The sequence below is a fragment of the Rhizobium laguerreae genome (assembly GCF_002008165.1).
In the GTDB taxonomy this organism is placed as follows: domain Bacteria; phylum Pseudomonadota; class Alphaproteobacteria; order Rhizobiales; family Rhizobiaceae; genus Rhizobium; species Rhizobium laguerreae.
This window is the reverse complement of the sequence record NZ_MRDM01000014.1, coordinates 1,000,306-1,025,954: the sequence shown is the minus strand read 5'-3', so window position 1 is coordinate 1,025,954 and position 25,649 is coordinate 1,000,306. Positions and strand designations below refer to the sequence as shown.

Genomic DNA, 25,649 nt, shown 5'->3' with positions numbered 1-25,649 from the left:
CGTCTCAGCCGTTACGGGCTTGGGCTCTCGAGATCCTGAGCAGCGCGCCGTTGTTCTCGTCCGTCACCATCAGCAGCGCGCCGTCGGGGGCGACGACGACGTCGCGGATGCGGCCGTATTCGCCTTTGAACAGGCGCTCCTCGGCGACGAAGGCGCCGGTTTCGTCACGCTGCATGCGCGAGAGCAACTGGAACTTCAGCGCCGCGACGAGGAAATTGCCGTCCCATTCCGGGAACATGGCGCCACGATAGACGACGAGGGCGCCAGGCGCGATCGACGGATCCCAATAATGCAGCGGCTGTTCCAGTCCTTTCTTGGCCGTCCCTTCGCCGATCTCAGAGCCTGAATAATTGCGGCCATAACTGATGATCGGCCAGCCGTAATTCTTGCCGGCCTCGGGCTGGTTGATCTCGTCGCCGCCACGTGCGCCGTGTTCGACGGTATAGAGCTTGCCATCCTTTGCGTCGAAGGTGATGCCCTGCGGGTTGCGGTGGCCTTTCGACCAGATTTCCGGCAGCGCCTTGCCGCCGTCCTTGAAGAGATTGCCGGCAGGGATACTGCCATCGGCATTGATGTGGATGATCGAGCCAGCATCGTCCTGCCAGTTCTGCGAGCGGTCGCGGTTGCCGCGATCGCCGACGCTGATGAACAGCGTTCCGTCACCTGATATCGCGATGCGCGAGCCGTACTGGATATTGCCTGACGTGAAACGCCGCATGCTGAAGATAGGCGTCACGGCATCGAGTGTCTTCTCGTCAGTGGAAAGCGTGGCGCTGAAGGCTTCGGTGCCGGAGCCCTGGCTGTTGGCGATGGCGGCGGTGAAATAGAGTTTGCGAGATGTCGCAAAGTCCGGAGCGAGCGCCACGTCCATCAGGCCGCCCTGGCCGCGGGCGCTGACTTTGGGCACGCCGCCGATCGGCTCGGAGACTTTGCCGTCGCGGACGATGCGCATGCGGCCAGGCCGCTCGGTGACGAGATAGGCGCTATCGGGCAACACCTCGACCGCCCAGGGATGTTCGAGGCCGTCGGCGAGCTTGTCGACACGGACGGCGAGATCCTGCGTGTTGATGGTATCGGCTGCATCCGCCGATACGGTGCCGAGCAGGACCAGCGCTGCGGCGAAATGGAAGGCGGACATTCTCTTCATCTTGCATCCCCGTCGTCTATCCAGGCTGAACGTGGAGCGGGCAGGGGAGAGCTTCAACCTTATTCGGTCTGCAATAACGGCTTTGTGTTCGGCGGCTGAACCGAGCCCGTTGCCTGGTCGTCGACCAGTTCTGCCTCAAGGATGTAGCGCAGCGGCCCGCGTTCGGTTGCATTGAAGGGCCAGCAGGTGGTCAGCACCAGGCGGTGGCCATCGGAGGAGGGATCGATGCCGTTGGCATCCCACGGGGCGATGCGGCCCTCGCCGGCCTTGAAGGTCAATAGTTTGCCGTCGCGGCGAGTGACCTCGATCGTATCGCCGGGCCTTATATATTGCAGCCAGCGGAAATGCGTGTCTCGATGGGCGGCGATGACGGAGGTGCCTTCCTCGCCCGGTTGCGGCGTGTTGGCGAGCCAGGCCGGACCGAAGGCCAGAGCCTCGCCAGAGGCGCCGGAGAGCACGATCGCCTCCTTGCCGAGGCGCGGGGCGCGCACCTTGGCCTCCGTGGTGAAATCCGCCCAGGGCCAGGGTTTTGTCTCTTCGCCTCGCAATTCGGCGGCGAATGCGCGTTTCAGCAGGATCTGGGAGAGTTCCGCTTTCGCCTTGAGCAGGAAGCCGTCGCCGATCAGCGCCAAGCCATAGAAGGCAAGGCCGGCAATGGCAAAGGCGATCGCCTTTTCGATCGAGGAAAGACGCCAGAGGAAGAAACCCTTCCGCTGGCGCGGCTTCGGCATGTCGTGGGCCGTAGCCGCGGCCATGGCGAGTTCCAGATAGGTCGGAAGCGGCTCGAATTCGGCCGCTTCCTCGTTCTGGCTTGCGGAGAGCCTAGAGACCATTTCGCTTGGCTCCGACCGCGATAATGCGCTTGACGCGCCGCCGCCAGACGGCCAAACCGCTTGCCGCCGTCAGCGCCAGGAGCAGCATGGTCAGCCCGCGGATGATCTGCTCGTCAGCACGCGTCGCCGTCTGCGGCAGGTTCACGGTCGAGCTCTTCTGCGCGATCATGGTGGCCGCCTTGGCGGTCGGGGCTGCGGCCATCATGTTTGCGATCTCAGGGGATGCGGCGAGATCCTGTGTTTCGGCTGCAGCCTGCTCCGGTCCGGCGTTTTCTGCCGGCGTAGCCGAGCCATGGCGTTCTGCGCCGCCAAGAGGGGCAGCGTTTTCCCCGAAGACTTTATCGAAATCCCAACCATCCGGCAGGTTGAGCGGCAGCTTGGCCGAGCCGAGTGGCTGATCGGCCGGGCGCGACGGGGTGACATCGACGGCAACCAGGCTGGTGACGCGGGAGACGAGATGGTGGGCGAGCGCCACGGTCTCGATATCCTTGTCGAGCGCGGCCGGATCCTGACGCTCATAGGCACGGGCCTCGAAATCGTCGATCTTGCGGCGTGCCCAGAGCTTGGAAATGCCGCTGCCGTCGGCGGCATTGGCGATATCCATCTCGACGCGCCAGGGCTGGTCGCCTGTCTTGCCGATGATCTGCAGCTTGCCGGCGGGCTTCGCCTCAGGCAGCTCCGCGGTCAGCACGACGGGCTCGCCGCTGTAGAGGTCCGGCATCGGGTTCGGCGTGATATTTTCGGCTTCGATGCCTTCGAATGTCGCGGCGATATCGGTCATGGCTGGGTTCTGCAGCTTGGCGAAAAGCTCGCCCATGCGGCTTGCCACCTGGTCGGTCGAGCCGATCGCCGTGAAGGTGCCGCGGCCGATCTCGGCAGCCTTGGTCATGAAATAGGTGTTCGGCGCCGAGCCGATGCCGACGGTCAAGACACGGGCATCGCCGCGATTTGTGGTGATTTCCTGGAAGAGCTGCCGTTCGTTGCCGATCGCGCCATCCGTCAGGAAGACGACCTGACGCAGCGCGCCGGTTGCGACCGGTCCCTGGTTGCGCAGCGCAGCCTGCAAGGCAGGCAGCATTTCCGTGCCGCCGTCAGCGGTGAGGCCTCTGACATAGGCGATCGCCTTTTCGCGATTGTCAGGCGTCGCAGCAACGAGACCCTTGAAATAGTCAGTCATCGTATCGTCGAAACGGATGACGTTGAAGCGGTCGTCGGGGTTCAGCTTGGAGATGGCAAGCGCCAGGCTCTGCCTCGCCTGCTCGATCGACGGGCCGGACATGGAGCCGGAATTGTCGATGACGAAGACCACCTCGCGTTTTGCCGGCGGCGTTGCCGTATCCGGGGTCGTGGGCGGGGTGACGAAGGCGAGCAGATAGGTCTTACCATCAATCACTTCGCGGAAGAGGCCGGCACTCGGCATCTTTCCGGGAGCGGCCTTCCAGGTGAGCTCGAAATCCTTGTCGGCAGGAACGGCGTCCGCCTTCAGGCTAATTGTCCTCGCCTGGTCGCCATCCTGGCTGATATCGACCGCGTGGAAGGACGATTTGACGTCGCCGAGCGGGAAACCGGCCTTGAGGTCGACGGTTAGCGAAACCGGATTGATCCTGGCGTTCTCACGCGGATCGAGCACAGGGGCTTCGATCTTGTCGCGGTTTTCCACCGGGTCGCGCGGCGTGGCGAAACCGGCACCGTTGTTGAACTCGACAGTCTGTACGATCGGCGTCGGATTGTAGCGCGGAGCGACGACCATCGGGAAGCGCAGCGAGAACTCGTCGCCCGACTGGTGGATGATTTGCTGGTATTCGATCTGGACGACGATGGTTTCGCCGGGACCGATATTGGCGACCTGGTTGGTGAAGATGTTCGGCCGCTGCTGTTCGAGCAACGCCGTCTTCTTGCCCTCGGCCTTGGCCTGCTCGTAGATCTCGCGGGCTTCCTGGCGCGGCTTGATCTGGCCTTCGATGAAGCGTTCGCCGATCTGCATTTTCAGCGCGTCGACGGCGGAATTGTCCGGCAGCGGAAAGACATAGGTGCCTTCGACCCAACCCTGGCTCGGATTTTGGAAGCGCTGCGTCACCTTCACCCCGGCGATCGGGCCGGAGACATCGATGGCGACATCGGTTTTCAGCCGCGGCGCTTCGACATAGAAGCCCGGCTCCTTCGAAGGAAAGAGCAGCGAGCCGCTATTGACGTCGTTCGGTCGGACAAGCGCTGCGAGCTGGGCGGATGCCTGCGGCGTCTCGGCAGCGCGGGCGGCAGAGGCAAGCCCCAGTATCGCGGCGATGCAGGCGGCAAAGGCGGTGACGGCAACAAGGACTGAAACGGATATTCGGCGCGCACGAATGCGCCCTATGGCAAACTCATCTTCCAGAAACATTGGCATACCCTCAATAACCAATTTCGGATGCCGGATGATGCGGCTTCGATCTCGGCGCGCTCGCGACGGAATTGCGGCGTGGCGCGGCATTTGTTGCGGCTTATTCGTGGCAATGGCCGAATTCGACGATGCTACTGATTTTAGGGGATAAATCCGGGTGACTTCAGAGATTGACTCAAGATCTTCGCATGGCGATTCGATCGCGTGACGCAAGCCTCTCCGAAGGGGATGGCATGCCGGGCTGGTGGCGCGGCGAACCGATCAATAAGAATCATGCCACCATGACGCCTTTCCGCTTGAAATGCCGTCATACATTGGACATAGAGCTAACCGCAGAACTCCGGTCCCGGCTTTCTGCCCGTTTCAACCATTAGGACCGTTATCATGGCTTTCCTTGCCGATGCTCTTTCCCGTGTGAAGCCTTCAGCCACCATCGCCGTCTCCCAGAAAGCGCGCGAGCTGAAAGCAAAAGGACGTGACGTCATCGGCCTTGGCGCGGGTGAGCCGGATTTCGATACGCCCGATAATATTAAGACGGCCGCCATCGACGCGATCAACCGCGGCGAGACGAAGTACACGCCGGTTTCCGGTATCCCGGAACTGCGCAAAGCGATCGCCGCCAAGTTCAAGCGCGAGAACGGCCTCGACTATTCCTGGGAGCAGACGATCGTCGGCACCGGCGGCAAGCAGATCCTTTTCAACGCTTTCATGGCGACGCTGAACCCCGGCGACGAAGTCGTCATCCCGGCGCCTTACTGGGTTTCCTATCCTGAGATGGTGGCGCTGTGCGGCGGCACGCCAGTTTTCGTTTCGGCCACCCAGGAGCATAACTTCAAGCTCCAGGCGGCCGATCTCGAAAAGGCGATCACGCCGAAGACCAAGTGGTTCATCTTCAACTCGCCGTCTAATCCGACAGGGGCGGCCTATACGCAGGATGAGCTGAAGGCGCTGACCGATGTGCTGATGAAGTATCCGCAGGTCTGGGTGCTGACCGACGACATGTACGAGCACCTGACCTATGGCGACTTCAAGTTCGTCACGCCTGTGGAAGTCGAGCCGAAGCTCTACGACCGCACGCTGACGATGAACGGCGTCTCCAAGGCCTATGCGATGACCGGCTGGCGTATCGGCTATGCAGCCGGTCCGATCCAGCTCATCAAGGCGATGGACATGATCCAGGGTCAGCAGACCTCGGGTGCGACCTCGATCGCCCAGTGGGCGGCCGTCGAAGCGCTGAACGGCACGCAGGACTTCATCCCTGCGAACAAGAAGATCTTCGAAGGTCGTCGCGATCTCGTCGTTTCGATGCTGAACCAGGCCAAGGGCATTGTCTGCCCGGTTCCGGAGGGCGCCTTCTATGTCTATCCGTCCTGCGCCGGCCTGATCGGCAAGACGGCTCCGTCGGGCAAGGTGATCGAGACGGACGAGGATTTCGTTTCCGAGCTTCTGGAAACGGAAGGCGTCGCCGTCGTTCACGGTTCGGCCTTCGGCCTCGGCCCGAACTTCCGCATCTCCTACGCGACTTCGGAAGAGCTGCTCGAGGAAGCTTGCCGCCGCATCCAGCGCTTCTGCGGCGCCTGCAAGTAAGCGGTTCTCAAAAACACAAATCGAAGGCCTGCTGGCGACGGCGGGCCTTTTTGTTTGCGGCGACGTTGACGATGTAGCTGCATGTAGCTACATTTACCCTCATGAAGACCGTTTCGATCCGTGATGCGAAGAACCGCCTGACCGAACTCGCCCGTGAGGTCGAGGAAGGTGAAACCATTGTCGTGACACGCAACGGCCGGCCGGTGTTCGATCTCGTGCCGCATCAAAAACGCGGCGGTTTGAACCTGGAAGCCGGCGAAGCCTATCTTCGTTCCAAGGGTATCACGCGCACGGAGATGTATATCGCCGACGACTTCGACGATCCTTTGCCGGAAGATTTTCTTCTCAAGCCGCTGCCGTGATCATGCGTCTGCTGCTTGACACGCACATGGTGATTGCAATTGCTCAGAAGAAACTGGCGGAGCGTTTTCCGCGTGTCGAGCAGGTGCTTTCGGACGGTGCCGCCATCGGTTTCGTCAGCGTCGCCAGCCTCTGGGAAATTGCCATCAAGACCAGGCTTGGAAAATTGCAGCCCGGATTGCCCCTCGAGACCATTCCCTTTTATCTCGGGGAGATCGGGCTGACGATCCTGCCCATCGATATCGCGCACGTCATCACCGCCGCTGACCCCGAGCCGGAGGCGCGCGATCCCTTCGATCGCTTGCTGCTTGCGCAATGCAAGGTCGAGGGGCTGCAGCTTGCGACAGTCGACCGGCTGCTCGTTGATCATCCATTGGCGCTGCGGCTCTAAGTTCACGTTCCGATTCAATATGCTCCTCATCTGAATCCGCTTCGCCTCGCAAGTCGTTGAAATCCGATTCAAAACGTGACGCAGAGTGACGGTCTGGCGGGTGATCTGCGGTTGCGGGTTGGCATCAAACCAACTAGATATCCGGCATCAGTTTAAGTCGCCGCTTCGGGAGGCCGGGATTTTGCAGCAGAGTGCCGTGATCGTCTGTTCGGATGTCAACATGCTGCCGGCCGCCTGCTGCACCCTGCTTTCCGTCAAGCGCAATCTCTCAAATTCCACTGTGGAGTTCCTGCTTCTCGGCATCGACCTCAAGCCGAACGAGATCGCCGAGGTCGGAAATTTCGCGCGGCTGCACGGCATGGCAATCAAGGTGTTGCCCTACCATACGCCGGATACGGCGCTGCAGGCGCGGGGTCGCTGGTCGGGCGCGACGCTGGCGCGGCTCTACATGGATCTGCACATTCCCGATCATGTTGAGCGGCTGCTTTATCTCGATGCCGATGTGCTTGCGGTTGCGCCGGTCGACGACCTCTTCGCCGTGGATTTGCAAGGCAAGGCGCTTGCCGCCATAGACGATTATGTCATGGCCTTTCCCGAGAAGGCCGGCGCACGGCAGCGGAAGATCGGCATGCGCGAGGGCGGCCGGTATTTCAATGCCGGCGTGTTGCTGTTCGACTGGTCGGCCTCCCAGGCGAGGGGGCTTTTTGCCAGGACACGGGAGATTTTCGAGGAGCGGTCGCATCTTTTCGAGAATAACGACCAGGATGCGCTGAACGTCACTTTCGACGGCGACTGGCTGGTGCTCGATCCGCGCTGGAACACGCAGACGGGCCTCCTGCCTTTCGTTGGCCGGCCGGCGATCATCCATTTCACCGGCCGGAAAAAGCCGTGGCAGGCGACTGTGCCGTGGGTGCATCGCCGGATGGCCAAGCGTTATGCCGAGGACCTCGCCAATACGCCATGGGCTTCCTTCTGCAGGCAGCCGTCGATGACGGGCCGGATTACGGGGTTCCTTTCGCATTTGGGAAAGCGGATCGGCGGGCTGGCGCGGCTGGCGCGGACACGCGCTTATTTCAGCAACAGCTAGTGGGACGGCCGAGCGCATCGTCCTTGGAAAGTGCATGTGAGCCGATATGGAAGCAATCCCTAGCGACACCCAGACCATGCCCGCCCCGGATAGTGGCTTCACTTTCCTGACGCCGGAGGCGTGGAAGGCGCTGTTGTCGCGCTATTCCCACGTCGTGCTGGTGGCAAACAGCGAAGCCGTCGATTTCGAACGGCTGCGAAGCGAATTGCCGGAGACGGCGCTCTACGTCTTTTTCAACAATGTCTACAAGGTGCTCGACGAACCCTTCGCCGGCCATGCGGTGCTGTTTGCCCGCAGCGGCGTGATGGGCGCCAATATCGTCCACCGGCGCGAGGCGGCGGGTGTCCTGCGCTTCTTTGCCGGCGACGATTTTTTGGGCGTCGTCAACATTCGAGTCTCTCCGGAGGAAAACTTCAGCGAGGAGGGCCGCTTCGAAGGCGCTGAAACCCGTCACCTTGATCTGACGAAAATGCTCGTCGACCTCTATCCGGTGGGCAAGATCGCGACGAGTGGTTTTGCGGTGGCGCTGTGGCTCGCCGAACTGCAACTGCCGGGCAAGGTCCTGCTTGCCGGTTTTTCGGCGAAGAGGAGCGAGAAGTGGAAGGTCTTCGACGTGCACGACTGGACGTTCGAGCAGATCTTCCTGCGTCTCTTTGCACGGATGGGAACGATCTCAATGATGGGCGGTGTGGATGCCAGCCCCTATGCGGCAATTGCCAGACGGTTTCCACAGGTGCCGCCGATCGAGATCGCGATGACGGCGGCCGAAGTCCTGTCGGAACGGCTCCACAACGCAAATAGCCAGATCGACAGGCTCATGTCCGTCACCAAATCCATCCGCGCCATCGAGGGTTTCTTCCGGCGCTTCAAGCCGAAAACCCGCAAGCAGCGTTTCCTCGAAAAGTCGAAGGAATGACTGTCGAAAGCTCTCCTCAAAAGGCGGGCTGTCAGGCCGCTCCGTAAGTTGACGTTACCGTGCGGATAACTGCTCTCCGTTCCCCCTTTCGGGGGAGACGCAGCCTTCAAAGCCCCAGCGCCGTCAGCATGACGAAGGTGGCGAAGAGGATGAAATGCGTCATGCCCTCGATGGCGTTGGTCTCGCCGTCGTTGAGGTTGATCGCGGCGGCAATCAGCGTGATCGCCACCATCACCGTCTGTACCGAGGTCATCGCCATGATGAAGGGCTGGCCGGTATAGAGCGCGATCGCCTCCATGACGGGCACCGTCAGGATGACCGTCGACAGCGAGGCGCCCATGGCGATGTTGACCGTCGCCTGCATGCGGTTCCTGAGTGCTGCCCTCAACGCGGTCAGAATCTCGGGGGCGGCCGAAATCGCCGCGACGACGACGGCGGTTACGGCGATCGGAGCGCCGCTGTCGCGCAGGCCTTCGGTCATGAAGGCCGCCATGAATTCCGCGAGCAGGCCGATAATGACGACGCCGGCGAGAATGGTGGCAATCGAGATCGCGGCCGGTGCGTCGTGGTCATGCTCATGCGGACTTTCTTTCTTCCGTTCGGAGCGCGGATAGCTGTAGCTGAAGAAATAGCTGTGCTGGCCAACCTGCATGCGCAGGAAGAGGCCATAAAGCGCGATCATCGCGACGATGGTGAAGGCGGAATAATAGTGACATTTGTCGCTCGGCACGAATTCCGGCACGATCATCGAGATGCCCATGGCGGTGAGGATCATCACGCCGTAGGTCTTGCCGGAATTGTCGTTGTAGGGCTGTTCGCCGTGCTTGAGGCCGCCGAGCAGGGCGGCGAGGCCGAGAATGCCATTGATATCCAGCATCAGCGCCGAATAGATCGTATCGCGCACCAGCGTCGGCGAGCTCTCGCTGCTCATCATGATGGCGAGGATAATGACTTCGACGGCGACGGCCGAGAGCGTCAAGATCATCGTGCCATAGGGATCGCCGACCTTGACGGCGAGCAGCTCGGCATGATGGGCAACGCGGATCGAGGCGAGCACGATGGTGCCGACCAGGGCAGCGGCGGCAATGAGCGCGACGCCGCGCCCCATCTCGATCACCGCATGTTCCGAGAAATAAGCGATCGCTGCAACGACAAGTGCGGCGACCAGAAACTTTTCCTCTTTAAAGCGTGACGCGATCCCCAAGCCTCAGCTCCTGCCCCGATTGATGCGTTCTATCTAAGTCACTGATTTCGTATATCAAGCAAGCTCCGGTCGAGTGCCATTTGCAGTCTTCGGCGTTTAATGGAATACTGAACGTCATCGGGGCCGGAAAGCAGATCGCGGCGTCCTCGAATTCTCGTCAAGCGGCCGCGATGATCCGGATCTTTTCCGGAAGCGTGCGAATGCGCAACAAGAAGATGAGGAGACGGATGCATGATCAAGGTGGTCTACGAAGTCGTGCCGCATGACGGCGGCTGGGCCTACAGGCTGGGGGGTGTCTATTCCGAGGCATTCCCGACCCATGCCGAGGCGCTCGAAGCTGCGCGCATCGTCGCGGCCGAACAGCAGGTCGGCGGCGATTCCGCCGAGATCAGTTGGCAGGACGAGAACGGCAAATGGCATGAGGAATATGCCGAGGGCGGCGACCGGCCGGAAACCGAGGTGGTGGACGGCCAGTGGAAGGATCGCACGGCCGAGGCCTCGCGAGGCATCGGCAGCTAACCATCTCCCGCCAATGCCCGCGCGACGATCGCATCGACGAATTCGCGCTTATGCGCAGTATAGCGGTCTCCGTCCATCCTGTATTCGGCAGCCAGCCTGCGTTTGAGCGCGGCATAATCGGCCGATGCTTGCGGATGCGCGATGAGATAATCCCGGAAAGCCAGCCTGTTTCGATGCGTGCCGTTACCTTCAGGGCAAAGGTAGACCCGTTCTGCCGGCACCGAACCTTTCGATAGAAAAGCCCAGACATCGTCGTCATAGCGGTTGCCGCGCGGCTCGTAGCCTTCTGCCAGGAGCACACGTGTGGCGCCCTCGATATGCCCGAGGCCGGGAAGAACGATGTCGATATCGATAAGCGGCTTGGCTGTCATGCCCGGTATGGACGTGCTGCCGATGTGATCGATGGAGAGCGCCTGCGGCAGCAAGGCCAGCAGCCTGCCGCGGATCCGCTGGAAGGCTTGCGGCCATTGCGGATCGCAGGGCACGAGTTCGACCGGGCTGTGCGTTCTCATTTCCAGTTCCGCTGGGATGCTCGTCCGAAAGGACGCGTTAAGGAGGCTCTATCGGTTCGAAATTTGCGCATGATTCCTCCCGAAAATCGATTCTGATTTTCTGGATTATGCGCTTGTCGAATATCGGTGATAGTCCTGAAGCCCCTTGACCAATACGTCAAAGGTTGCGCGGTAGCGCGGCGAAGACTTCAAGTTCTCATGCATCGCCACCCATGTGCCGAGCGGTATGCTGAAAGCATCAGGCAGGATGTGAACAAGGTCGGGATTTTCACGCGCGAGTCCTGTCTGGCAGATGCCGATGCCAACGCCGGCACGGATTGCCGCAAGCTGGGCAAGATTGCTGTCGGTTCTGTAGGAGAATTCGATGCCGGGCACCGCATAGCGTTTCATCACCATGCGGACATAGGCCGTCTGCCGGTCGAAGCCGATGAGGCGGTGGTCTGCGAGGTCGGCCAGGGTTTGCGGCATGCCGTACCGTTCGAGATAGCGGCGATGGGCATGAAAGCCGAGGGGGATATCGCCGATGCGGCGCACGACGAGTGCAGCCTGCTGCGGCTCGGCCATGCGCACGGCGATATCGGCCTCGCGGTTGACGAGGTCCTCGATCGCATCGGAAGCCGAGAGCTCGATCTGCAGTTCGGTATAGGTCTCCTGCAGCGGTCCGAGAATCCCCGGCAGCACTTCGACGGCGATGACTTCGCTGGCGCTAACCCTGACCGTTCCCGCCACGCGCTCGCGCTCACCGGATGCGGTGCGCAAAAGGGCGGCGGTGGTTGCCGCCAGCGTTTCGGCATAGGGCTTCAACGCAAGTGCGGCGTCGGTCGGCAGCAGGCCGTTCGGCGAGCGGGTGAAAAGTTCGGCGCCGATTGCCAGTTCCAGCGCGTCGACATGGCGGCCGATGGTTGGCTGGGTTAGCCCCAGTTCGCGGGCGGCCGCCGAAAGCGACCCCTGCTGAAGCACGGTAAGAAAACTACGGTAGAAATCCCAGCTCGGCTCCGTCCTCATGCATTTTTGTATAACAGACGTATTTCTTTCGTCAATTTTGTTTATGCCACGCTGATGGCATGATCCTCTCATCCGATCGAAGGAGATGATTGTCATGAGCAGCGAAATGAAGATGACGGCCCTTATTCTCGGCGCGACAGGCGGTATCGGCGGCGCGGTTGCCCGCAAGCTGCTTGCGCGCGGCTGGCGTGTCCGGGCACTCAACCGTGACGCCGCCAAGGCGTCGAGGAGCGAGCCGGCTTTCGAATGGGTGCAGGGCGATGCGATGAATGCGGGCGACGTCCTGAGGGCGGCCGAAGGGGTCGGCCTGATCGTCCATGCCGTCAATCCGCCCGGCTATCGCGACTGGGAAACGCTGGTGCTGCCGATGCTCGACAATACCATCGCCGCTGCTCGCGCTGTCGGCGTGCGCATCGTGCTACCGGGCAACGTTTATAATTTCGGACCCGACGCCCTACGGGCGCCGACGGAAGAAAGCCCGCAGCATCCGGTGACGAAGAAGGGGACGATCCGGGTCGAAATGGAGAGGCGGCTGAAGGCCGCGTCGCAGTCCGGCGCCGGCGTCATCATCGTCAGGGCGGGGGATTTCTTCGGCCCAGGCACGACTGCCAATAGCTGGTTTTCGTCTGGTCTCGTAACCCCAGGCAAGCCGGTCGGCACGATCAGGAACCCGGGTCGACGCGGTGTCGGTCATCAATGGACCTACCTTCCAGACATGGCGGAAACCATCGCCCAACTCATCGAGCGGGCCGAACGGCTGCCGGACTTCGCTGTCTATCACATGGAGGGCTTCTGGGATGCTGATGGCATGCAGATGGCCGAAGCGATCAAGCGCGTTGCCGGCGGTAAGGCAAAGATCGGCAACTTCCCCTGGTGGTTCTTGCCGCTTGCTGCACTCTTCGTACCCGTGATGCGGGAGATCAAGGAGATGCGCTATCTCTGGAAGGTGCCGGTGCGGATGAGGAACGACAAGCTTACGGCCGAACTCGGCAAAGAGCCGCAGACACCGATCGACGAGGCGGTAAGGGCTTCGCTCGTGGCGCTTGGCTGCCTGCCCGGACCGCATCGTGACACGGCGGACGCCCTGATCGGGCACTTGTCGCGGAACGGGGGTTAGCTCTCGAGTTCGGCCAGCGCGATCCGGGCGACCGTCAGGGCCGTTTCTGCCTGCTGAATATTCGGATCGCCGAGGAACCAGGCGGCGGAAAGACCGGAATAGGCTACGATCCACTGCAGCAGCCGCTTCGGCTCCAGCTTCGCCTCCGCGGAGACGATGGCCAACTGGCGGCGGAAACGGGCGGGATCGGTGATGACAGGCAGTTCTTCGTTGGCGAAGATGTTGGCGAAATCGAAGCCGCGCTCGCCGTACAGCCGCTTCGGATCGATGGCCAGCCAGCCGCGCGCCTCGAAATCGAGGATATTGTCGTGGTGGATGTCGCCATGGAGGATGGTGAGATCACACTGATCGGCAAGGAGAACGTTTGCGATCGCCGAGCAATCGGCAAGCGTGCCGCCATGCTTGCCTGCCGCCGGCTCCAGATCACGGAACCAGCGGGTAAGGGAGATGGGATCGGGAAGCGGTTTATCGCGCGGCGCATGCAGCCGGGCCGCGGTGCGGCAGAGGATGCGGCTTGCCTCATCGTCCTCGCCGTTCATGGCCATGGCAAGCAGCGAGCGTTTTCCCGTCGCCCTTTCGAGCAGCACGGCATTGCCCTCATGGGCATACACATAGGCGGCCCCGTCCCCCTCCCACCACTGCATCAGAAGCGCGCCGTATCGTTCGTCGATATCGGCCGCCACTTTCAGCATGGCAGGCCTATCCTGCCAGAGGACCGGCAGCAGGCGACTGGAGTGGGTGATGATGGGCTCGCCGTCTGCTATGAGCGACCAGCGATCAAGATAGGGAGCAAACATGGCGGCATCCTACAAAAACCCGCCGAAGATGGAAATCCCGCCTTTCGGCGGGATTCGCATTCGCGTGTGAAAGGTCAGGCGACCTTTTCGAGAATGGGATAGTCGATATAGCCCTTGCCGGTGCCACCATAGAAGGTCGACTGGTCGGGCGTGTTGAGTGGCAGGTTGTGTTCCAGGCGCTCGACGAGATCGGGATTGGCGATGAAGGGCTTGCCGAAGGCGACGAGATCGGCGCGGCCGCTTTCGACAGCGTCGATCGCCAGAGCGCGATCGTAACCATTGTTGACCATCCAGTCGGCCTTGCCGCCGGCCTTTTCATAAGTCTGGCACAGCGCCTTGTAATCGAAGGAGGGATTGTCGCCCTGCTTGTAGTCGCGGTCGCCGCCAGTCTGCCCTTCGATGACATGGATATAGGCCAGCTCGTATTTGGCCAGTCCTTCGACGACATGGCTGAAGGTCGCCTGCGGATTGGAATCGTAGCTTTCGCCTGATGGCGTCACTGGCGAGATGCGGATCGCGGTGCGGCCGGCGCCGATTTCCTTGACCACGGCATCGACGACTTCAAAGGTCAGACGGGTGCGGTTTTCGATCGAGCCGCCATATTGGTCGGTGCGGTCGTTGATACCGTCGCGGATGAACTGGTCGAGCAGGTAGCCGTTGGCGCCGTGGATCTCGACACCGTCGAAGCCGGCATCGATCGCCGCACGGGCAGCCTTGCGGTAATCCTCGATGATGCCGGGGATTTCGGCGGTTTCGAGCGCGCGCGGCTCGGAGGTGTCGGCAAAGCTGCCGGTGCCGTCGGCATTGACCAGATAGGTCTTGGCCTTGGCGATGCGGTTGGTCGAGGAAACCGGCTTGCCGTCGTTCGGCTGTAGCGTCGTGTGCGAGATACGGCCGACATGCCACATCTGGACGACGATCTTGCCACCGGCCGCGTGAACGGCGTCGGTGACGCGCTTCCAGCCGTCTAAAGCCTCTTTGCTATACAGGCCCGGCACGTTGGCATAACCCTGGCCCTGATGGGTAATCGCGGTTGCTTCGGTGATGATCAGGCCAGCGGTAGCGCGCTGACGGTAATATTCGACGTTGAGGTCGTTGGGGATTGCGCCCGGCGAGCGGTTGCGGGTGAGCGGTGCCATGACGATGCGGTTCTTGACTGAAATGTCGCCGACTTTCGTGGGTTGGAAAAGCTTGGCCATGATGGTCCTTTCTTTTGCGGGAGGATCACTCGGCAGGGGCGAGGGCGGCCCGGCCCCTGGCGGAGAGATAGGTGAGTGCAGTGGCCCCGAGGCCGATCAGGGCCATCAAGGCCGCGGCGAGCGGAACGCGGGTGAGATCGAAGCCGGCGTCGATGACCAGGCCGCCCACCCAGGCGCCGAGCGCATTGCCGGTGTTGAAGGCGCCAATGTTGATCGTCGAGACCAGGTTTGGTGCGTCCTTGCCGAAGCCGACGACGCCGACCTGAAGCGCCGGTACGGCGGCAAAGCTTGCCATTGCCCAAAGGAAGAGGGTGATTTCGGCCGGGATGAAGAAGCGGCTCGTATAGCTGAAGGCGATCGAAGTGATGGCGATCGCGGCGAAGACGCCGGCAAGCGTTGCGCCGAGCCGCCAGTCGGCAAGCTTGCCGCCGACGAGGTTGCCGATGGTCAGCCCGATGCCGATCAGGAACAGCGTCCAGGTGACGCCTTCCGGTGACACGCCGGTGACGTCGCGCAGCAGCGGCGCGATATAGGTGAAGAGGGCGAACATCGAGGCGGCGAAGAAGACGGTGGTGGAGAGTGCCAGCCACAGGCCGCCATTCCTGAGTGCTGCGATCTCGCGCAGGATGCTGCCGTTTTCTTGCTGCTTGTCCCTGGGTAGGATGGCGATCAGGCCGAGAATGGTGACGAAACCGATGACGGTGACGACGCCGAAGGTGGCGCGCCAGCCATAGGCCTGGCCGATCGCAGTGCCGATCGGCACGCCGAGAACATTGGCAAGTGTCAGGCCGGTAAACATCAACGCGACGGCGCGGGCCTTGCGGTCTTCGGCAACGAGGCCGGCGGCGACCACGGAGCCGATGCCGAAGAATGCGCCATGGCAAAGTGCAGTCACGACGCGAGCAATCATCAGCACCCAGTAGTCGCTCGCCAGAGCGCAAAGCAGGTTGCCGGCGATGAAGAAGGCCATCAGCGCAATCAGGGCGGTGCGGCGCTTCAGCTTCGCAGTCGAAATCGCCATCACAGGGGCGCCGATGGCGACCGCCAGGGCGTAACCGGTCACCAGCCACCCGGCCTGCGGGATGCTGACTGAGAGATCGGCGGCGACCTCCGGCAACAGACCCATGATGACGAATTCGGTGGTGCCTATCGCAAACGAGCTCAAGGCTAGAACGACGAGGGCGAGGGGCATTCTAAAGGTCCTGCGTCAGTTGCTTGAGGAAGGCGGCGATGGTTTCTTCGTTGCGCTTGTAAAAGATCCACTGGCCGACGCGTTTGGTGGTAACCAGGCCTGCACGATGCAGCGTGCCGAGGTGGGCCGAGACCGTCGACTGCGACAGGCCGCAGCGCTCGAACTGGCTGGCGCAGACGCCCATTTCGAAAGGATGTTCCTGCGAGGGGAAATGCTCCTCGGGATTTTTCAGCCAGTTCAGAATGTCCATCCGGGTGGGATGGGCGAGCGCCTTGATAATTTCGTCTTTGTCCATCGTCTTTCGCCGAACTGTAAATCGTGTCTGGCCGATATATCGATCGTCAGACTTCGATATGCAAATCACGGAGGCGTGAGGCGATGGATTTTATTGAATGAGCAAATTTTGGGCAAAAAAAGAGGGCCACCGGAAAACCAGGGCCCTTATAATTGTGAAGGTCAAAAAACCTCCAGAGGGGAACAGCTAATGCGGTGGTACTGGGAGAGAAACCACAAGATGCATCAGCTGAGAGGGATATGGTGCTTCCTTGAGCAGGTTTCAATGCTTTTTTGTGCATGTCTGCTATGCGCCGCACAAATTTTTTGCGGTGCGGCATTTCGCTGAGGAAGAAAGGCAAAAAAAGAGGGCCACTGGAAAACCAGGGCCCTTATAAGTGTGAAGGTCAAAAACCTCCAGAGGGGAACAGCTAATGCGGTGGAACTGGGAGGAAAAGCCACCATGTGCATCAGCTATGAGCGATATGGTGGTTTATTGGGCAAACGGCAACCCTCATTTGCGCATGCCAGTCATGCGTGTACTGCATAGTAGCCGATTTATCAATAAAACCAGGCTCAAAAGTTCCAGTTTCTGGCTTTGCTGACGATGAAATCGCGAAAGGCTTTCAGCTTGGCGGCGTTCTTGATCTCGTCGGGATAGCAGAAATAGGTGTCGAAGGAGGGGACGTCGGCATTGATTGCCAGCTGAATCAGGCCTGGGTCGCGGCCGACGATGTAATCCGGCAGGCAGGCGACGCCGATGCCGAGCAGGGCGGCGCGCTTGATCGAGGTCTGGCTGTTGATCTGGAGATGCGGAACACGCTTGTTGTCGGACGAGCGGCCGGCGACCTCAAGCCAGTTGACATCGAGCAGGTAGCTTGGCGCCGGCTCGCCGAAGGTGATGATGCGGTGATTGTCGAGATCCTCGACCTTCTGCGGCTCGCCGTGGCGGTTGATGTAGGACGGAGCCGCATAGACGTGCATATGCACGGTGAAGAGCTTGCGCTGGATGAGGTCGGATTGCTGCGGCTGGCGCAGGCGGATCGCGCAGTCGGCATGACGCATGTTCACATCCACTTCCTCATTGTCGAGGATCAGCTGGATCTGCACATCGGGATAGAGCTGCAGGAATTCCTGGATCTTGTCGGTCAGCCAGCCCTGGCCGAGGCCGACCGTCGTGGTGACGCGCAGCTTGCCGGATGGCGTCTCGGTCGTTTCGGTGAGCTGCATCTTCACGGTTTCGAGCTTCAGCAGCACGTCATGGGCGGTGCGGTAAAGCAGCTCGCCCTGTTCCGTCAGAATCAGGCCACGCGCATGGCGGTGAAACAGCTTGGTGCCGACATCCTGCTCCAGCGCGCTGACCTGGCGGCTGATGGCGGATTGGGACAGATGCAGTTTATCCGCCGCATGCGTGAACGAACCCGCCTCGGCAGCTGCGTGAAAAATACGCAGCTTGTCCCAATCCAATGGCATTCCCCCACCCCTCATGCCGATCTTACTCCGCGGCCACGGCGACGGGCATGTGGCCCGTCAGATATCGCTCGGCTTCAAGTGCAGCCATGCACCCCAGGCCGGCGGCAGTGATCGCCTGGCGGAACGTATCATCCGTCACGTCGCCCGCGGCATAGACGCCGTCCAGGCTGGTCGCAGTCGAATCCGGCGCGGTCCAGAGATAACCATTGTCCTTCAGCTTCAGCTTGTCCTTGAAGAGCTCGGTGGCGGGCGCATGGCCGATAGCGACGAAGACGCCATCGATCACCATCTCGGTGATCGTGCCGGTTCTGACGTCGCGCAGGCGCGCCCCGGATACGGATTGCGGCATCGGCGGCTTGGCCGGCGTGCCGGTAATCTCAGCCACTTCGGTATTCCATAGAACCTTGATATTGTCCTTGGAGAACAGGCGTTCCTGCAGGATCTTCTCGGCTCGGAAGAAGTCGCGGCGGTGCACTAATGTGACCGACTTGGCGATGTTGGAGAGATAGAGCGCCTCCTCGACGGCGCTGTTGCCGCCGCCAACCACGATCACATCCTTGTTGCGATAGAAGAAACCGTCGCAAGTGGCGCAGGCCGAAACGCCGAAGCCCTGGAAATGCTGCTCGCTCTCGATGCCGAGCCATTTGGCCTTGGCGCCGGTGGCAATGATCAGCGTATCGGCGGTCCAGACCTGGCCGCTGTCGGTGCGGGCGACGAAGGGGCGCTGGTTCATGTCGACTTCGGTCACGAGGTCGTTGACGATCTCAGCGCCGACATGTTTTGCCTGCTGCAGCATCTGTTCCATCAACCAGGGACCCTGGATCGGATCGGCAAAGCCCGGATAGTTCTCGACATCGGTGGTGATCATCAACTGGCCGCCCTGTTCGAGACCGGCGATCAAAACCGGTTTCAGCATGGCGCGCGCGGCATAGACCGCGGCAGTATAGCCTGCAGGTCCGGAACCGATGATGAGCACCTTGGTATGGCGGGCGGGCATGTCATTTCCTTTCGACTGGCAGGAGGGCGGCGGCTAGATAGCGATTGCGGCCGTTTCGCGTCCCTGCGCCATTTATGAACGTCCAATGCTTTTATTCAAGGGCAGCCTTGCGTTACCAACAAGGCAAATCGCCCGATGTGCAAGAATCCGTCATCGGCGTGAAACTTTCTTGCGTATTCCGCGGCTTTATATAGAAGCTCCCCGCGGAGAATTAAAGAAAGGCAATGATGTGGGTCGTGCGGAACTCGACGTCATCGATATAAAGATCCTCCGGGAGCTGCAGGCCGATGGCCGCATGACCAATGTGGAGCTTGCCGATCGGGTCGGCATCTCGGCGCCGCCTTGCCTGCGCCGGGTGCGCAAGCTCGAGGAAGCCGGCATCATCGAGGGCTATCACGCGATGCTGAACAGCCCGAAGCTCGGCTTCGACCTCGTCGCTTTCTGCATGGTCGGCCTCAAGCACCAGTCGGAAGGCAATCTCAAGGCCTTCGCCGCCGCCACCGCCGAATGGCCGCTGGTGCGCCAAGCCTGGATGGTCTCCGGCGACAGCGATTTCCTGCTGCATTGCGTGGCGGAGAACCTCACACGTTTCCAGGATTTCGTCATTGAGGTACTGACGGCGAACGAACATGTCGATACCGTGCGCACCATGTTGACGATCCGGCAGGTGAAGAAGCTGGGACTGGTGGAGGTCTAACACCACCTCGGTAGAGCAAACGCCATCGCCAATTACTTGCGTGATATATAGCCTCCCCGATTTATTCCGTGGCGCTGGAGTTTGTCGTAAAACGTCTTTCTCGGAATGCCGAGCGCCTCGATGGTGCGGCGGACGTCGCCGCCATTGGCCGACAGCGCGTCGCGAATGATCTCCGCCTCGTAGCGCTCCAGCCGTTCGGGAAGCGTCGCATCCGTCGGCTGCGGAGCGACCGCTGCCGTTCCTCCGCCTTCCACGCCAAGCACCACGCGTTCGGCATAATGCGAGAGTTCGCGGACATTGCCCGGCCATGGGTGCGAGGCGAGATGCCGCCGCACATCCGGTGAAAGCGGCGGGACATCGCGACGGAAGCGCTCGGCGGCGCGAGCGGCGAAGTGGGAAAACAGCAGCGGAATATCGTCGCGGCGTTCTCTCAGCGGCGGAATGGAGATCGTCACGACATTCAGCCTGTAGTAGAGATCCTCACGAAAATCGCCGCGCACCGCGGGATCCCCAAGGTCGATCTTGGCCGCCGCGACGACGCGAAGATCGACCGGACGCACCTCATTGGTGCCAAGCGGCGTGATCTCACGCATCTCCAGCACCCTCAGCATCTTGACCTGGGTGGCGGCCGGCATGCTTTCGATCTCGTCGAGGAAAAGCGTGCCGCCGCTTGCATGTTCGATGCGGCCCGTGCGGCGCTTCTGGGCGCCGGTAAAGGCGCCGGCCTCGTGGCCGAACAGTTCGCTTTCGATGACCGTTTCGGGCAGGGCGCCACAGTTTAGCGCCACGAAATTGCCCTTCCTGCGGTGGCTCCACTGATGCAAGAGCTGGGCAACCACTTCCTTGCCGCTGCCCGTTTCGCCGGCGACGAGCACGTCCACATCGGTATCGGCGATATGGCGAAGAATCTTTCTGAGGTTTTCCATGACAGGCGTCTGGCCGATCAGCGGCAAATTCTCCTGCGCATCTTCGGCTGCCTTCCGCAGCATGCGGTTCTCCAGAACAAGCCGCCGCTTCTCGCTTGCGCGACGCACGCTCTGGACCAGCCGATCGGCTGCGAAGGGCTTGGCGATGAAATCATAGGCGCCGTCCTGGATCGCCTGAACGGCCATGGGAATGTCGCCGTGGCCGGTCATCAAGATCACCGGCAGGTCGACATCCATGCCCTGAAGCGTGGCGAAGAGCTGCAGTCCGTCGATCTCCGGCATGCGGATATCGGTGACGACGGGGCCGGCAAAGTCCGCCGGCAGATCCGCCAGCGCGGCTTTTGCACCGTCATAGGCGGAAACGGAAAATCCGGCGAGTTCGAGCGTCTGGGCGGTGGCGCGGCGAAGGTCCTTGTCGTCGTCGATCAGCGCAACAGGCATCAGTGTGTTCATGACCTCAAGCCTTCCTCAGCTGAACGATGAACCGGGTACCGCCGCTGTCGCTTAAAACCTCCATCCGGCCGCCATAGTCGCCGATGATATCCTTGGAGATCACCAGGCCGAGGCCGAGGCCGCTTTCCTTCGAGGTGTTGAACGGCGTGAACAAGCCCTTGCGGATTTCCGGCGGGATGCCGGGACCGTTGTCGGCGACCGTCACCGTTATCATCCCTGCATCGGTGGATGTTCTGACCTCGACGCGACCCTCTCCGGCCTTCGGCGCCACCGCCTCGAGGGCGTTTTGAAGCAGGTTGATGAGCACCTGCTCGAGACGAATCCGGTTTCCCATCACCTGCAGTTCGTCGGGCGGCAGGTCGATGTCGAGCGTATCCATGCGGCCGGCAAACCGGCTGCGCAACAGCATCACCGCGCCCTCGATGACGTCCTTCAATCCGGTTGGTTCGGCGCTGCCTCGGCCTTTGCGGGCAAAGGTCTTCAGCTCCTCGGTGATCGAACCTATGCGCTCCGTCAGCGCCGCGATGCTTTCGAGGTTTTCGCCGGCGGGCGCCGTCTGGCCGCGATTGAGGAAGGTGCGGGCGTTATCCGCATAGGCACGAATGGTTGCCACCGGCTGGTTGATCTCATGGGCGACGCCGGCTGCCACCTGACCCAGGATGGCCAGTCGGTTGGCCTGCACCAGATCCTGCTGCACCGCCTGCAATTTCTGCTCAGTGCTCTTGTGGCCGACGATTTCAGCCTGCAGCCGGTCCCGCGCCTGGCTCAGATCCAGCGTCCGCTCGGCGACGCGCCGTTCCAGTTCCTCCCGAGCCCGCTGTTCGCTGGAGATTCGCAGGCTGATCACATGGCGACGGCGCAACAGGAAGGCTGCTCCGGCCAGCAGCGGCAGGAGTATCAGCAATGCCAGCATGCGGGCTTCACGAATCCCCGCATCGACGGATGGTCCGAGTGCGACGAGATGCTGCAAATGCCAACCGGTCGCCGGCACCGACGTTGCGACATCGAGAAACCTGGTTTTCCCGGCATCGCCGGGCATGACGATCCCGACGACATCGAGCCCGTCACCGAGGTCTCGAACCATGTCGAGCGGCAGGGGTTGAAGCGGCGCATCGCCGAATTGAAGGCTTTCGCGGATCGCCGTCAGCCGGTCCTCGGCGACCCGGCCGATCGTCATGAACCGCCATGACGGAATACTGGTGATGAGGACAATGCCGCGCTCGTCAACGACGTAGGACGGGGTGTTGGAGGCATTCCAATCCGCCTCGACGTCGTCGAATTCGACCTTGACCACGACGACGCCCAGCAGGCCATTGCTGCCCGAAATCCGCTGGGAGATATAGAGGCCCGGTTTCTTGCTGACCGTGCCGAGCGCGAAGTGCTCGGCCTGTCCTCGTTCCACCGCCCCCTGAAAATACTCGCGGAAACGATAGTCGTTGCCGACGAAACTCGTCGGCTCGCGCCAGTTGCTGGCCGAAACCGCCATGCCGTCCTTGTCGATGACATAGATGACGGCGGCCTTCGTGCCCGCCGCCAAATTTTCCAGCTTCTGACTGAGCCGCTCGAACGCGCCGGCATCGTTTCCTGCTAGTGCGGCGGCGAGTGCCGCGTCCTGCGACAGCACGAAGGGAAGCGCCCGATATTTTTCGAGAACCGTGCGCAGCAATGCAGCATTCAGCCTCGCATCCATGCGGGCCTGTTCCTCGAGAGCAGCCTCCGCCCGGAGCCGACCGATCTCGCCGCTGGCCCAAAGGCTTGCGACGACAGCGAGGAGGGCGAGCACGGCATAGACCCACCACATCCGCCGGATGCGGTGCTTCAGGGGCAGGGAAGGCCACAATTTCTGCGACACGGACATGGCGGATTTGTGCATTTTTCTGCACGAAACGCAAATGGATTTGTGCGGATTTCCGCATTGCTTAATGAGGCATCAGAAGCTCCGTAATTTTTTTTATAATGAATTCAATATGTTACTTTGTCGGTGCAAAACTGGCACGGCGATTGCGAAGAACGTGGCAACAACGGCTGAGCTGTTGGACTTTAAGCGAACGGCTCGGGAGGCCGGAGTTCGTTCCGGACGAGCCATTAGGAGGACATCATGATCGCAGCATCACTCGACGCAGTCGCAGGCAGCAAGGGCAAGAAGCCCTTTTATACCCATCTATATGTTCAGGTTCTCGCCGCCATCGCCGCCGGTATCCTGCTCGGGCATTTCTATCCCGAATTCGGCACCCAGCTGAAGCCGCTCGGCGATGCCTTCATCAAGCTCGTCAAGATGATCATCGCGCCGGTCATCTTTCTCACGGTTGCGACCGGCATTGCCGGCATGAGCGATCTGCAGAAGGTTGGCCGCGTCGCTGGCAAGGCAATGCTCTATTTCCTGACATTCTCGACATTGGCGCTCATCATTGGCCTGATCGTCGCCAATGTCGTTCAGCCCGGCGCCGGCATGAACATCGATCCGGCCTCGCTGGATCCGGCCGCCGTTGCCACTTTTGCCGCGAAAGCGCATGAGCAGAGCATCGTTGGCTTCCTGACCAACATCATTCCGACGACGATTGTCGGCGCTTTTGCCGATGGCGACATTCTGCAGGTGTTGTTCTTCTCGGTGCTCTTCGGCATCGCACTCGCCGTGGTCGGCGAAAAGAGCGAACCGGTCGTCAACTTCCTCAATGCCCTGACGGCGCCCGTGTTCAAGCTCGTCGCCATCCTCATGAAGGCTGCCCCGATCGGCGCCTTCGGCGCCATGGCATTCACCATCGGCAAGTACGGCGTCGGGTCGATCGCCAACCTCGCCATGCTGATCGGCACCTTCTACGTCACGTCTCTGCTCTTCGTCTTCATCGTTCTCGGCGCAGTCGCCCGCTACAACGGCTTCTCGATCGTGGCGCTGCTGCGCTACATCAAGGAAGAGCTGCTGCTGGTCCTCGGTACCTCGTCTTCGGAGGCAGCACTTCCGGGACTGATGAACAAGATGGAAAAGGCCGGCTGCAAGCGCTCGGTCGTCGGCCTCGTCATCCCCACAGGTTATTCCTTCAATCTTGACGGCACCAATATCTACATGACGCTGGCAGCGCTGTTCATTGCCCAGGCAACCGGCATTCAGCTTTCCTGGGGTGACCAGATCCTGCTGCTGCTGGTGGCGATGCTGAGCTCCAAGGGTGCCGCAGGCATCACCGGCGCCGGTTTCATCACGCTTGCCGCGACGCTCTCCGTCGTGCCATCCGTGCCTGTCGCCGGCATGGCGCTCATCCTCGGCATCGACCGCTTCATGTCGGAATGCCGGGCACTGACCAACCTCGTCGGCAATGCGGTTGCGACGATCGTCGTGGCACGTTGGGAAAACGAGCTGGATACGGTGCAGCTCGCCGCCGCACTGGGCGGCCAGACCGGCGAGAGTGCTCCCGCCGCCGGGCTTCAGCCGGCTGAATAACTGACCGCACTGTCCCGCAGTCCTAAAATTCCTGAAACGGCCCGCTATCCGGCGGGCCGTTTTTCTTTTCCGCTTTAGCCGCGGTTGCCGCCGAGAAGGCTGTTGTAAACGGCGCCGATCGCACTTGCTTCCTTCTCCAGCGCAAAATTCGCCCTTACATGTCGCAGCGCATTCTCGCCATGGGCGATCGCCAGAGCGGGATCTGCGATATAGGGCGCGATTGCCCGCGTCAGCGCCTCGCCATCGCCGCCAGCGACGACCGAGCCCGTCTCACCCGTCACGATGAGCTCGGCATAGGCGCCGGCGTCCGATGCCACCACCGCCGTGCGCGAGGCCATGGCTTCGAGCGGCGTCAGGCCGAAGCCCTCGTTGCGGGAGGGGGCGACGTAAAGCGTCAGGCGACGATACCAGACCTTGATGTCAGGCACTTCGCCGAGGAAGAGGATACGGTCGCTGAGCCCGGCGGTCGCGACATCCGCCTTGAGTTTGTCGCCAAATGCCGTGTGCTCGGCCGTCACCCGGCCGGAGACGACCGCCGTCCACTCGGGGTGCTGCGGCAGCAGTTCGATCATCGCCTGGACGAAAAGATCAGTGCCCTTTTGATGGCGCACGCGGCCGAAGCAGCCGATGAGATGGCGGCCCGGCAGGCCGGTGGCGGCGATGCCGTCCTCCGCGGCTTCCGGTGGGTGGAAGAGGGCAAGGTCGACGCCGTGCTGGATCACCGTGTGCGGCACGTCGAGGAACGAGCCGGATCGATCGCTGGTCGCGATGACGGCGTCCATGCGGCGGATCAGCCATTTCGTATAGGCGGTGTGGCGGCGTTGCGCGGCCGAGGTGAAGAGAAGCTTCAGCGGCATGCGCAACAGATGGCGCAGCAGGATGCCGACGGCCATCTCGTTGTTGCGGCGAGCGTGCCAGACACGCTGGCGCCGGCGCGCCGGCGGGCGCCAGAGGCCGAGGAGCTGCCGCCCCTTAAGTTTCGGCAGGTCCTCCGGCAGGCCGGGGCCGAGTGTCGCGATCTTCATGCCGAGCCGGATCTGGCACGGGATGAGCTGGACGATGGTCGACGTGACGCCGGAGAGCCGGCGCTTGAAATTGGGCGCGATGATCTCGACGTCACGAATATCCGGCAAGGGAGGGGTCTCGCGGCTGGC

At 61.5% G+C, this 25,649-nt stretch carries 24 protein-coding genes; 9 read left to right on the top strand and 15 right to left on the bottom strand.

The window, feature by feature from the left end; all coding sequences use genetic code 11:
• Positions 1–4: 4 nt before the first annotated feature.
• The 3 genes from BS630_RS20870 to BS630_RS20860 are packed head-to-tail and all read right to left on the bottom strand — an operon-like array spanning position 5 to position 4,357.
• A complete protein-coding gene (locus tag BS630_RS20870; protein WP_077978886.1) occupies positions 5–1,147 on the bottom strand; it encodes a PQQ-dependent sugar dehydrogenase in 1,143 nt (380 codons plus the stop codon).
• 59 nt (positions 1,148–1,206) lie between these two features.
• Entirely contained in the window at positions 1,207–1,980 is a 774-nt protein-coding gene (locus BS630_RS20865) for a class GN sortase (RefSeq protein WP_077978885.1), read from the bottom strand.
• Entirely contained in the window at positions 1,970–4,357 is a 2,388-nt protein-coding gene (locus tag BS630_RS20860) for a marine proteobacterial sortase target protein (protein ID WP_077978884.1), read from the bottom strand. The genes BS630_RS20865 and BS630_RS20860 overlap by 11 nt, the downstream gene beginning before the upstream one ends.
• A gap of 384 nt (positions 4,358–4,741) precedes the next feature.
• On the opposite strand from BS630_RS20860, the gene BS630_RS20855 reads away from it, so the two are divergent.
• From BS630_RS20855 to BS630_RS20835, 5 genes are all read left to right on the top strand, one after another.
• Complete coding sequence (locus BS630_RS20855; RefSeq protein ID WP_077978883.1) at positions 4,742–5,944, top strand: pyridoxal phosphate-dependent aminotransferase; 1,203 nt, start codon at positions 4,742–4,744, stop codon at positions 5,942–5,944.
• Between the two features lie 101 nt (positions 5,945–6,045).
• On the top strand, positions 6,046–6,306 hold the full coding sequence (locus tag BS630_RS20850; protein WP_011652922.1) for a type II toxin-antitoxin system Phd/YefM family antitoxin: 261 nt from the start codon (positions 6,046–6,048) through the stop codon (positions 6,304–6,306).
• A gap of 2 nt (positions 6,307–6,308) precedes the next feature.
• Complete coding sequence (locus tag BS630_RS20845; RefSeq protein ID WP_077978882.1) at positions 6,309–6,695, top strand: type II toxin-antitoxin system VapC family toxin; 387 nt, start codon at positions 6,309–6,311, stop codon at positions 6,693–6,695.
• Positions 6,696–6,795: 100 nt separating this feature from the next.
• Positions 6,796–7,782 (top strand): glycosyltransferase family 8 protein, encoded by a 987-nt coding sequence (locus BS630_RS20840; RefSeq protein WP_077979250.1) that lies wholly within the window; start codon positions 6,796–6,798, stop codon positions 7,780–7,782.
• A gap of 46 nt (positions 7,783–7,828) precedes the next feature.
• Entirely contained in the window at positions 7,829–8,698 is an 870-nt protein-coding gene (locus BS630_RS20835; RefSeq protein ID WP_077978881.1) for a 3-deoxy-manno-octulosonate cytidylyltransferase, read from the top strand.
• Positions 8,699–8,804: 106 nt separating this feature from the next.
• Here the strand turns inward: BS630_RS20835 and BS630_RS20830 are convergent, their stop codons facing one another.
• The gene (locus BS630_RS20830) at positions 8,805–9,902 is read right to left on the bottom strand and encodes a calcium:cation antiporter (RefSeq protein ID WP_077978880.1); all 1,098 of its coding nucleotides are present in this window, start codon (positions 9,900–9,902) and stop codon (positions 8,805–8,807) included.
• 231 nt (positions 9,903–10,133) lie between these two features.
• Here BS630_RS20830 and BS630_RS20825 point away from each other — a divergent pair, with 231 nt between their 5' ends.
• Positions 10,134–10,421, top strand: a complete 288-nt coding sequence (locus tag BS630_RS20825; protein WP_077978879.1) for a DUF2188 domain-containing protein — start codon at positions 10,134–10,136, stop codon at positions 10,419–10,421.
• On the opposite strand, the gene BS630_RS20820 is transcribed toward BS630_RS20825, so the two are convergent.
• Both BS630_RS20820 and BS630_RS20815 read right to left on the bottom strand, forming a co-directional pair.
• The gene (locus tag BS630_RS20820) at positions 10,418–10,933 is read right to left on the bottom strand and encodes a GrpB family protein (RefSeq protein WP_077978878.1); all 516 of its coding nucleotides are present in this window, start codon (positions 10,931–10,933) and stop codon (positions 10,418–10,420) included. The two genes, BS630_RS20825 and BS630_RS20820, sit on opposite strands and share 4 nt — an antisense overlap.
• A 105-nt stretch (positions 10,934–11,038) precedes the next feature.
• Positions 11,039–11,938 (bottom strand): LysR family transcriptional regulator, encoded by a 900-nt coding sequence (locus BS630_RS20815; protein ID WP_077978877.1) that lies wholly within the window; start codon positions 11,936–11,938, stop codon positions 11,039–11,041.
• Between the two features lie 94 nt (positions 11,939–12,032).
• Here BS630_RS20815 and BS630_RS20810 point away from each other — a divergent pair, with 94 nt between their 5' ends.
• Positions 12,033–13,055, top strand: a complete 1,023-nt coding sequence (locus BS630_RS20810; RefSeq protein ID WP_077978876.1) for an NAD(P)H-binding protein — start codon at positions 12,033–12,035, stop codon at positions 13,053–13,055.
• Here the strand turns inward: BS630_RS20810 and BS630_RS20805 are convergent.
• The 6 genes from BS630_RS20805 to trxB form a co-directional block, all read right to left on the bottom strand.
• Positions 13,052–13,852, bottom strand: a complete 801-nt coding sequence (locus tag BS630_RS20805) for an aminoglycoside phosphotransferase family protein (RefSeq protein WP_077978875.1) — start codon at positions 13,850–13,852, stop codon at positions 13,052–13,054. The genes BS630_RS20810 and BS630_RS20805 overlap by 4 nt on opposite strands.
• Positions 13,853–13,926: 74 nt before the next feature.
• Complete coding sequence (locus BS630_RS20800; protein WP_077978874.1) at positions 13,927–15,051, bottom strand: alkene reductase; 1,125 nt, start codon at positions 15,049–15,051, stop codon at positions 13,927–13,929.
• Positions 15,052–15,076: 25 nt separating this feature from the next.
• Entirely contained in the window at positions 15,077–16,243 is a 1,167-nt protein-coding gene (locus BS630_RS20795; protein ID WP_077978873.1) for an MFS transporter, read from the bottom strand.
• A 1-nt stretch (position 16,244) separates the two neighbouring features.
• Positions 16,245–16,538, bottom strand: a complete 294-nt coding sequence (locus BS630_RS20790; protein ID WP_011652911.1) for an ArsR/SmtB family transcription factor — start codon at positions 16,536–16,538, stop codon at positions 16,245–16,247.
• Positions 16,539–17,092: 554 nt separating this feature from the next.
• Positions 17,093–17,989 carry a LysR family transcriptional regulator VtlR gene (locus BS630_RS20785; RefSeq protein ID WP_077978872.1) on the bottom strand — a complete coding sequence of 299 codons (897 nt, stop codon included), beginning with the start codon at positions 17,987–17,989 and terminating at the stop codon, positions 17,093–17,095.
• Positions 17,990–18,011: 22 nt separating this feature from the next.
• Positions 18,012–18,986, bottom strand: a complete 975-nt coding sequence (gene trxB, locus BS630_RS20780; protein ID WP_065280788.1) for a thioredoxin-disulfide reductase — start codon at positions 18,984–18,986, stop codon at positions 18,012–18,014.
• A 229-nt stretch (positions 18,987–19,215) separates the two neighbouring features.
• Here trxB and BS630_RS20775 point away from each other — a divergent pair, with 229 nt between their 5' ends.
• Positions 19,216–19,683, top strand: coding sequence for an Lrp/AsnC family transcriptional regulator (locus BS630_RS20775; protein WP_003541645.1), 468 nt, complete (start codon positions 19,216–19,218; stop codon positions 19,681–19,683).
• 32 nt (positions 19,684–19,715) lie between these two features.
• Here the strand turns inward: BS630_RS20775 and BS630_RS20770 are convergent, their stop codons facing one another.
• Positions 19,716–21,062 (bottom strand): sigma-54-dependent transcriptional regulator, encoded by a 1,347-nt coding sequence (locus BS630_RS20770; protein WP_077978871.1) that lies wholly within the window; start codon positions 21,060–21,062, stop codon positions 19,716–19,718.
• Positions 21,063–21,066: 4 nt separating this feature from the next.
• Positions 21,067–22,935 carry an ATP-binding protein gene (locus BS630_RS20765; protein ID WP_077978870.1) on the bottom strand — a complete coding sequence of 623 codons (1,869 nt, stop codon included), beginning with the start codon at positions 22,933–22,935 and terminating at the stop codon, positions 21,067–21,069.
• Between the two features lie 225 nt (positions 22,936–23,160).
• Between BS630_RS20765 and BS630_RS20760 the strand changes: the two genes are divergently transcribed.
• A complete protein-coding gene (locus BS630_RS20760) occupies positions 23,161–24,495 on the top strand; it encodes a dicarboxylate/amino acid:cation symporter (RefSeq protein ID WP_077978869.1) in 1,335 nt (444 codons plus the stop codon).
• Positions 24,496–24,569: 74 nt separating this feature from the next.
• Here the strand turns inward: BS630_RS20760 and BS630_RS20755 are convergent, their stop codons facing one another.
• Entirely contained in the window at positions 24,570–25,628 is a 1,059-nt protein-coding gene (locus tag BS630_RS20755) for a glycosyltransferase family 4 protein (protein ID WP_077978868.1), read from the bottom strand.
• Positions 25,629–25,649 lie beyond the last annotated feature (21 nt).